Raw genomic sequence first — 9528 nt, forward strand, 5'->3', positions numbered from 1 at the left:
TTTAATACATCGATGATCCTGCTCTACAATATGGTTGAGATATTTCGCTTTCCTTAGTTAGATGCCTTGAGGCATCTTTTTTTCTGCTTTTAACTCCTGGATAGCGATGGGATAGGCTGGATTCTTATCTACCGTGATCACACGAGGTGTAGAAACATTTTCAATGCAATGTGCTTTTTTGAGTTTTAAGAGTCATTTTGGAAGTGGAATTTTCTATGATAATACCTTTGATTATCTTTTGTGGATTTATATCATGCTGGAAACTCGGTGAAAGAATTTACGCCCATCAGTTCAGAAACAGGCTCTCTGACATCGAAAGAGTTAGCCTCAAAACGACTTTTTTTAAACAAATAAGAAATGATCCATGGCTATATCGAAATGATGGATTCTCGTACAAAAAGACGCTCTTTTTAAAGGGAAGCGCCCGATTGACTGGATTTAATGATTAAAAGAAACCTCGATATTCTTAGCTTTCATAGGGTGGCGACTTCTTAATATTTGTTTTTTTCTTATGATTGATCAATATAGCAAATACTACTTTAGGGTGAAAAAGGTGCAAGGGAGGTCGCATTAAATTCATTACTCTAACTAATCTAAGATATATCTCCGGATCAGCAGCCGAAAGCTGATATACTTTTTTGCTATACCATTGTTTAACTGGTTGTATGAGAGGTTTGTCTCCATTAATGTCAGGGTGGCGAAATGCCTCTGTAATTGCCATCTCCCATGGAGTTGCAATCAAATTAGAAAATCTCTTGTGAAGTGTTTTAGTGACCCTTTTAATGGGATATGTAAAATTTTCAAAGTAACGTTGTACTTCTAAAGCTTCCATAGCAGCGACAGATATCCCTTGGCCAAACACAGGGTCAAAGCGACAGTGAGCGTCTCCAACAACTAGGAAACCTTCAGGGACATCTGCAAGGTCAAATCGTCGGCGTACCTGATAAGGAATCGTATGTATTTTTATTTCTGAAATTGGCTCCACTTGTTCTAGAAAATGAAGCACATCAGGAACAGGTAACTTTTGTGCATAAGAGAAAAATTCCTCATTTGTTCTTGGTGCACTTTCATTGGCATAACCACTGAAGGTAACAGAAAAACGATTCCCCTCAATCGTTTGAATATACGCACCGTAAGGGTTTTTAGGGAAACTGGGGGAAATCAGAAGATTACACCAGTCTAGACGATCTTGATTTTTCATACGAAAGAATCTAGTGGCGTAAAAAAGTTGGATCCTCACCTTTTCTTCCTTCACCTTTATACCATATGATTTTAGCCACTTTACACTCTTTGAACCAACACCACTAGCATCAACAACCATATCTGCAAGAAGTTCTTTTTCTCTTCCTGTCTTAAGGGAGCGTACCCGTATTCCAGATATTTTATTACGTTGATGATCTATTAATAGTTGCTCAGCCCTTGTTTCATATTCAGTGGAAATATTGGGCACTTGATCAATACGCTGTTGTAAATGCCACTCTAACATAGGGCGGCTTTGTTGAACCATTTCTAATTCTCCTGGAAATCGTTTTTTCCACAGACCAAAATGATGCCACTTCAAATCTCTTGTAAAGTTATTTACAATACTCCCGTTCTCTACTAATTGATTAAAGAAATGTGGAAACAACTTTTCAATTGCTTCTTCTCCTCCCTTTAATAAAACATGAGGATGATAACTTTGTGGCACTCTCTTCCTAGGAGTCTTTTCCCTCCATCTTTCACCGGCCTCTAAGATGATTACCTGTTGAAAAGTATGTGACAGAGCTTTAGCAACTAAATTTCCAGCAATGCCTCCTCCGATAACTATAACTTTCTCCAATATAATTCCCCATTCCCTTTGTGATTTTTTCTATTATTGGTTATAATAGGAGTTTATTGTCCCTCTATAGGACTATTAAACCTCATATCTCACCATTTATAATTAGCATAAATTAACAAACAGAATTTATTTTCATTATACTTCATAAGAGTTGATTTTGAAATGAACGGTTCTGTTGCAAAAATTTAATTTAGCTTAAAACTAATCTTCTAAACTTGGACATACTGATACTAGTACTCTAGAAAAGGGTGTGATCAGTATGGAAAAGGAGAATCTATTTAAATGGAAACATTACCAGCCTTAGATGATTTTGTTAACGGTTAGATGGCACCTACGGTACAACCTTAGCTTTCGCGATTTAGTAGAAATGATGGAAGAACGGGGATTATCTATGGCTCATACAACCATTATGCGTTGGGTTCATCAATATGGACCTGAATTAAAAGAAAGAGTACGACATCGTATTAAGTCAACAAATGACTCATGGAGAGTCGATGAAACATATATTAATGATAGAAAACGAAGAGCTTTAAATATAAAAAAAGAGCTGAAAAGAAAAATCCACGGAGTTTTTCCTGTTTAGCAGTAGGTTTTTCTTCTTTGGGAAGATGAATATCATATACAAATTTAGTTTACATAAAATGTATTATCAGAAGTAAAAAAGGCGTAAAACCTTTGACTGACAAGGATTTTACGCTTTTTACTTTTCCCATAAGTATAATTTTACGGATGAATTCTGAACTCTGCCTATATTCTTTTTCTATAAATTTAGATTTAAAAAATATATCCTTTCTAATTAATGAAATCCCATCAATTCTTTAACCTGATTAACGTTTTTTGTAGAAGTTAATATTTCTAATAATAAGAAGGCAACATCAAATCCAGTACTAGGATTTGAAGAAGTAATAACATTTTTATCTACAACAATATAATCATCTTGAACTAAGACACCCATCTCTTTTAACTGTTTTTTTCTAACACTACTAGGGTGACTGTATGTAGTGGCTTTCCTACCTTTTAAAATCCCACTTTTCCCAAGTGAAAGGGCAGCAACACAAATACTCGCTATAGGTTTCCCCATTTTGTTAAATTCACGAATCACTTGCAAAAACCTTTCATCAAAGGCATCTTCGTAAAAATGAGCTTCTTCAAAACCACCTGGTATAGCAAGAGCATCAAATTCTTTTACATTGATATCCGATACTAACATTTCTGGAGTTACAGTAAAATTCCATGTGCATGTGAGTGTTGAGTGTAAACCAACCGTGACTAAATCTGTTGTACCATCTCCTTCAAATTTGTTCCAACCGAATACATCTGTGAAAACACTAGCTTCTACAGCTTCAAACCCATTTGCTAAAAGCAATAATACCTTTTTCATTTCATCATCTCCCTTTACTTTATTTTATTAAATAACTTTCACGTCTTACATACAGATAATTAGGTTATCTCTAAGGATAACTTTACTAATTTATCAAATTATTTGATAATACTAAATAAAAAAAGGCTGATGATGAAATGGACTTAATAGATAAAACAATACTTCACGAATTGCAATTGAATGCCAAGATATCAATGAAAGAATTGGCCCAAAAGGTTTATTTATCGCCTCCTTCTACCATTGAACGAGTAAGAAAACTAGAAGAGAAAGGGATTATAAAGGGGTATAAAGCAATTATTGATGCAGAAAAACTGAATAAAAATATAATGGCGTTTGTTTTGTTTGAGACAACGAAGTGTAAGGATTTGGTGAAATTTTGTAGTCAACACCCTGATGTAATAGAATATTACCGTGTTGCTGGGCAAATCAGTTACATAGCGAGAGTATGTACAGAATCGGTTCATACCTTAGAAGAGTTTATTGACCAAGCCATGATGTATGGTACTCCCTCTACGAACATCGTCTTATCTTCAAACGAGGATATGGAAACAAAATTAACAGGAATCAATAGCACTGTATGATTCTTATAGACAATTATTTTGATGAAGCGTATGTAGGTTTAATAAAACTTAGTTAACATAACACGTATTATCGGCAATAAAAGGAGTCGTATACCTAGGTATACGACTCCTTTTATTAGATTATTTTATTTGTAATTAATCATTTAAACAAAGATTACTAATCAAAATGTCTCCTAAATACTTAGGTCTTACTTAGACATATCCAGGTTATCCAAAGTATTCTTTAAAATTTTCATACCATTTTCCCCTTCTAAAGTCATTATAGACTCAGGGTGAAATTGAACTGCTGCAATAGGTAGAGATTTATGCTGCACTCCCATTACAATATCATCCTCCGATAAACATATGATGTCTAAACTATTTGGTATCTCTTTAGCGTAAATTGAATGATATCTACCAACAGTAAAAGGAGAGGATATGTCTTTTAATACTGTAGATTGTTTATCATGATGTATTACTGATTTCTTACCATGATAGGGACTTGACAAGATACCTAATGTCCCTCCAAAGTATTCAACAATACCTTGTAAACCTAGACATACCCCGAAAATAGGTATTTTCTTTTCTAGGCATAGTCCAATCGTTTCCTGAAGATTGAATCGGCTAGGTTGCCCTGGTCCAGGTGAAAGTATAACTAAATCAAAGTGATTGTCTTCTCTTAATAATTGTCGAGCATATGAGCTACGACATACTGTAACATTTGCATTTAGTTTACGCATATAACTAGATAATGTATGCACAAACGAATCTTCATGATCAATTAATAAAACATTTCTAGTTGGTGTATGAGGACTTAACGAAAATTCTTCTGGGTTCTGTTCTTTCATATTTAAAGCTTCAATTAAAGCTTGAGCTTTAACAAGTGTCTCTTGCTCCTCTTCTTCTGGAATTGAATCATATAAAAGGGTGGCGCCTACTCGAATCTTAGCTATACCATCTTTCATATTTATTGTTCTTAATGTTAAGCCTGTATGCAGGTTACCGTTAAAAGAGAACCATCCTATAGCTCCCCCATACCATTCTCGTGGGGTTTCCTCGTTCTTTTCAATCCATCTTAAAGCTTCTAGCTTAGGAGCTCCCGTTACTGTAACAGCCCACATATGAGTCATAAAGGCATCAAATTCATCAAATTCATTTTGTAGTTCACCTTTTACATGGTCTACAGTATGAAGTAGATGGGAATAAGTTTCGATTTGACGACGACCCACTACTCTAACTGTGCCAGGAATACATACTCGAGATTTATCATTTCTATCAACATCTGTACACATTGTTAGTTCGGCTTCTTCTTTTGATGAATTAAGAAGTTTTTTTATTTGTTCAGCATCTTCAATGGGATTACTACCACGTTTAATAGTTCCTGAAATAGGGCAAGTTTCAACCGTTCCATTCTCTACTCTTACGTACATCTCAGGAGAACATCCTACCAAGAATTCACTTCCTATATTTATTAGAAATCCATAAGGACTGGGATTAATTTTTTGTAAGTTACAAAAGACTTCTGAAGGGGATGACGTACAAGTCTGAGATAACAATTGGGTAGGTACTACTTCAAATAAATCTCCCTTTATGAACGAATTAGATGCCTTACGAACTAAATCAGCATAGTAACCTTCTTTATAAGGGGAAACAGAACCTTTACAAGAATGGTTATAAGTATGTATTTCCCCACTTCTTTCTAATCCTGCAGTGGACATACCGTCTGTTTCAAATTCATAGGATAAAGTGTAAGCTTTTTTAATTTCATGATCTACAATCATTAATTCATCAGGTAAATATAGATGGATATCTTTTTGCTCTTCAGATCTCTCTTTTTCATATTCTATATCTTCAAATTCAAAAATAAGATCGTAACCAAATGAACCATATAGACCTAAGAAAGAATCATCTGTAAAGAATAAAGATTTTAACTTTCTTAACAAGTCAAAAATAGATGGTTGCTTGGTTCTATAACCTTCATTAGTTATATTAAAATTGCTTTTATCGATATGTCCACTGATACAATTGGACTTATATTCAGTAATTTCTATAGTCTCAGTCGGAAGATATTCTTTTAAATATTTAATAAGAATATTTCCTCTATCATTTAGAGATTGTATTTCAAAGGTACTTTTCTTTGTACGAATCTCTAAAGGTGGATTGATAAAACCAACATCCCATCTGGAATAGCGACCAGTATACTCAAATGTGCTAGAAAAGAAACCACCTTTATATGTATTTAATTTTGGTAGTAAATATTCTGAAGGATAATTCAAATCAATTTCTTTCTGAAAACGTGAAATAAAAAGATTATTAGAAGTAATATAAGAACAATTTTGAGAATCAGTAGTCATCTCCGATAAAATGTTCATGTAGTTTGCCTCCCTGTATAAATTTCTACAGAAGAGAACAGGAAAATAGAGGATGTAAAAGAAGGGTATTCAATTTATTTTCTCATCTCTACTTAACTATCTCTGTTCTCAACTCAACTTAACTCAACTCAACTATCTTTTAGTTTACAACTAATGCATTTAAATTTCAAACTACAATAAGTTTAAATCCTTAGCCTTACTTACAGCTCCAAACCTTGTTTGGACAGAGAGCTTATTAATAATGTTAGTTACGTAATACTCAACTGTACTAGGAGCATAATTCAATATTTTAGCAATTTCTTTATTAGTCTTTTCTTGAGATATCAGATTGATAATGTTTAATTCTTTATCAGTAATGCGTTGCATTTCATTAAACTTTATAAATTGATTAGATAGTTCTTTACATATAACTATTTGGCCATGAAAGACAGACCTTATAATCATTAGAATCTCTGTAGCTTTCAATTCTTTATTAACGAACCCCCAACAATTATTCTTTAGTAACCGTTTGAAAAATTGTTTATGGTACTGCTCAGTGATAATCACCACCTTAATATCTAACGATTTTATAATTTCGAGTTTATTAGCTATATCAAATTTTGATTTCAAGCTACCGTACATATCTATTAATAAGATATGTGGATGATGCTTTTTAGCATGTGAGATACCTTCATCAATATTTAGAAAGATATCTTCTGAATCCAGATCAATATCACTTTCATTGTCTATAAAATACTTGATACCATAACTAAATGTTTCGCACTGACTAACGATGGCTAATTTCATCGTGCTCAATTATAATCACCACCTTCCATATAAGAATTATGGATGATAAATTATAAACAAAAATTAGGCTTGCTTGTCAATACCTGGAATGATTCTCAGAAGGATTAACCTTAGTTTTTTCTGCTTTTTTGTCATGAAAATCAAGAAAATATACACTTAATAAAACCAATATAATACCTGTAATTTGGTATATACTCAATATCTCTTTCAGTAATATAACATCTAAAAATGTAGTAGATATAGGGCCTATAATACTAAGTAAAGACACTTTAGTAGCTCCAATATGTTTGATACATTCATTTAACAAAAAGAATGGAATAACTGTACAAAAAATCACCATGATAAAAAGTAGGATATATGATGATGAACGGATGTGTGTATCTTCTATCGGGTATATCCATTTATTTATTCCGAAATAAATTGTTATAATTAAGAAAGCAGCAATTTCACTTAATACAGTTAGATTTAAACTGCCCACTCGGTGAACTACACGTTGGGATACAATTAGTGAGATAGCATAAAAACCAGCTGCAATAAGGACAAGAATTACTCCTTTAATACCAATATGTGTTAGGGGGTGAGAACTTATCCCATTTACAGACAAATAAAGACCAATAAATATAAAAAGAAGCATGATGAAATGTGTAATTTTTGGTTTTCTACTTCCTATAAATATTGAAAATATAAATATAAAGAGTGGGTAACTAAATATTAAAACTCTCTCTATTGTAGCTGGAATATAGTTTGTTCCTTTAAAATCAAATAATGGAGAGAGGAAGAAACCAAATATACCAACTATACTTATTAATACCAAATCTGTAGAACTCATTTTTTTAGAAGATTTTTTTTTATAAAAAATATAGATTAAAAGGAATATAGGAGTTGCCATTAACATTCTTAAAAATAATATTTGGTCTGCAGACATTCCTTGATTAAGGAGCTGTTTTACTACTATAACCTTAGATGAGATTAATATAGTACTTAAGACAGCTAGTAATGTCACCTTTTTTTCTGATAACAAATGAATCCCTCCTTTTAATTAAATAAGAATCTTGTAAATTTTAATTTACAAGATTCTTATTTGTTAACTACAATTATTTAGATAAGTACCAATCCGTATTACGATCCATTATAGTTACAAATTTCTTTCCACCTGCAGATTTAGCATTCTTAAAGGTCTCATCTAATACATTGTAAGTAAAATCATCACCTTTTTCTTTACCAAGAAGCTTTTGTAAATAATAACTTCCTGAAACTGTATAGGTAGAGACTCCTACATTCTGACACTTCTTATAAAATTCATTAATGTTATTATAGATATAATCTACATTTTCTTTTATCTCTGTATTAGATTCACAGATATTCTTTACTTTTTCAGATGAGAGAAAGTTCAAAACAGACCCTTTACTACCTAAAAATTCATTAGTCATAAAGATAGCATGATAATTCTCTGTTGGTTTTACCACTACTACGTCTGTACCTTCATGAATATCAAGTATTGTACGTAATGCCATTTCAGTGATATTACCTGGAAGGATTTTCTGTCCAGTATCTCTTCTATTATTAATTTTGTCTAAGTAAATATATGCGGTACGACTCTCTATATTTTGAGAGAATGAATAAATCATCGTTTTAGAGTTTATCTGATCAAGAACTTCTCGAGTAATTTGGACTTCCTTATAAATTCTGCCTAAAGTGAGTAGTCCATCTAGTTGAGCATCGTTATAAGTGCGAGCAATTTCTTTAAGAAGTTCCTTTGTCTTTTCATAGTTTAGTGTGCCATCTTCATTTTGGATACCCCATCCACCATTTTTGTTAGGAGCAACTCCGAAAGGATCTCCAATAATTTGAAGATCAGATGACTTAAAGGTTTCCCTGATTAATCTATAGGCGTCTCTTTGTGCTTGTAGAAATTGATATACGGGAATTTCACTATCATAAAGTTCATTATATTTCTCTTCAGTTCCTATAAATAAAGGATCGAATGAATATACAGAATTTTGTTCATTTTTCACGCTTCCGCCCATTCTAATTACAACTGAAAAAATACCTTTTTGTCTTAGCAAATGCATATAACTAATTGCATTATCTAAGGATCTAACTGGATAATCTGGCATGTTAGGTAATTCCTTAGTCACATTGCCCTCTAAAGTTAAATCAATATCAATTATTTGTGTGAAATCCTGTGCAGCCATAGAAAATTCTCGTTCATGAAGAATACGTCTAGAGGGAACTTCTTTAATACCTTCGTTCTTTACTTTCATTTCTAAACTCAACTGACTCACCTCATAATGTTAATTTGATAACTTACCATTCATAATCTATAGAAACATTACAAAGTTATTAACCTGATTCCCCCTAAACATAAATAGGGGATTCCCTAAAATGCGAGATGAATGGATACTATATACAAAGGGATTGGTTCTGGTGCAAAAGCCATTCCCTATAAACATAGAAAACCAATTTTCTTTAAGTTGCTAGCTTATGAAGCTAGGCCAAACAGTCTATGGATGAATTCTTTTTGATTTTGGACAGACTTCTCCCTTTGAATATACCCCTGTCAAGTAGACACTACAAAAAAGGCAGTGGTTATGACGCAGCCATTCTTCG

The 9528-nt window shown here is 32.8% G+C and carries 7 protein-coding genes and 2 pseudogenes; 2 read left to right on the forward strand and 7 right to left on the reverse strand.

Features of this window, described 5'->3' with window-relative positions; all coding sequences use genetic code 11:
• Positions 1–60 precede the first annotated feature (60 nt).
• Positions 61–156: pseudogene (locus MOC86_RS19080) on the reverse strand (IS6 family transposase); the annotation flags it as partial.
• A 310-nt stretch (positions 157–466) separates the two neighbouring features.
• Positions 467–1822 (reverse strand): NAD(P)/FAD-dependent oxidoreductase, encoded by a 1356-nt coding sequence (locus tag MOC86_RS19085; protein WP_268585582.1) that lies wholly within the window; start codon positions 1820–1822, stop codon positions 467–469.
• Positions 1823–2123: 301 nt separating this feature from the next.
• On the opposite strand from MOC86_RS19085, the pseudogene MOC86_RS19090 reads away from it, so the two are divergent.
• A pseudogene (locus MOC86_RS19090) lies at positions 2124–2327 on the forward strand (IS6 family transposase); the annotation flags it as partial.
• 288 nt (positions 2328–2615) lie between these two features.
• On the opposite strand, the gene MOC86_RS19095 reads toward MOC86_RS19090, so the two are convergent.
• On the reverse strand, positions 2616–3200 hold the full coding sequence (locus MOC86_RS19095; RefSeq protein ID WP_268585577.1) for a DJ-1/PfpI family protein: 585 nt from the start codon (positions 3198–3200) through the stop codon (positions 2616–2618).
• A gap of 137 nt (positions 3201–3337) precedes the next feature.
• On the opposite strand from MOC86_RS19095, the gene MOC86_RS19100 reads away from it, so the two are divergent.
• Complete coding sequence (locus MOC86_RS19100) at positions 3338–3781, forward strand: Lrp/AsnC family transcriptional regulator (protein WP_268585578.1); 444 nt, start codon at positions 3338–3340, stop codon at positions 3779–3781.
• Between the two features lie 188 nt (positions 3782–3969).
• Here the strand turns inward: MOC86_RS19100 and MOC86_RS19105 are convergent, their stop codons facing one another.
• From MOC86_RS19105 to MOC86_RS19120, 4 genes are all read right to left on the reverse strand, one after another.
• Complete coding sequence (locus MOC86_RS19105; protein ID WP_268585579.1) at positions 3970–6132, reverse strand: anthranilate synthase component I; 2163 nt, start codon at positions 6130–6132, stop codon at positions 3970–3972.
• 171 nt (positions 6133–6303) lie between these two features.
• Positions 6304–6918 (reverse strand): response regulator transcription factor, encoded by a 615-nt coding sequence (locus MOC86_RS19110; RefSeq protein WP_268585583.1) that lies wholly within the window; start codon positions 6916–6918, stop codon positions 6304–6306.
• Positions 6919–6994: 76 nt separating this feature from the next.
• Positions 6995–7939 carry a DMT family transporter gene (locus MOC86_RS19115; protein ID WP_268585580.1) on the reverse strand — a complete coding sequence of 315 codons (945 nt, stop codon included), beginning with the start codon at positions 7937–7939 and terminating at the stop codon, positions 6995–6997.
• 73 nt (positions 7940–8012) lie between these two features.
• A complete protein-coding gene (locus MOC86_RS19120; RefSeq protein WP_268585581.1) occupies positions 8013–9194 on the reverse strand; it encodes a delta-aminolevulinic acid dehydratase in 1182 nt (393 codons plus the stop codon).
• Between the last annotated feature and the right edge of the window lie 334 nt (positions 9195–9528).

Origin of the sequence: Priestia endophytica (assembly GCF_026790145.1) — a bacterium.
GTDB classification, from domain to species: Bacteria; Bacillota; Bacilli; order Bacillales; family Bacillaceae_H; genus Bacillus_I; species Bacillus_I endophytica_A.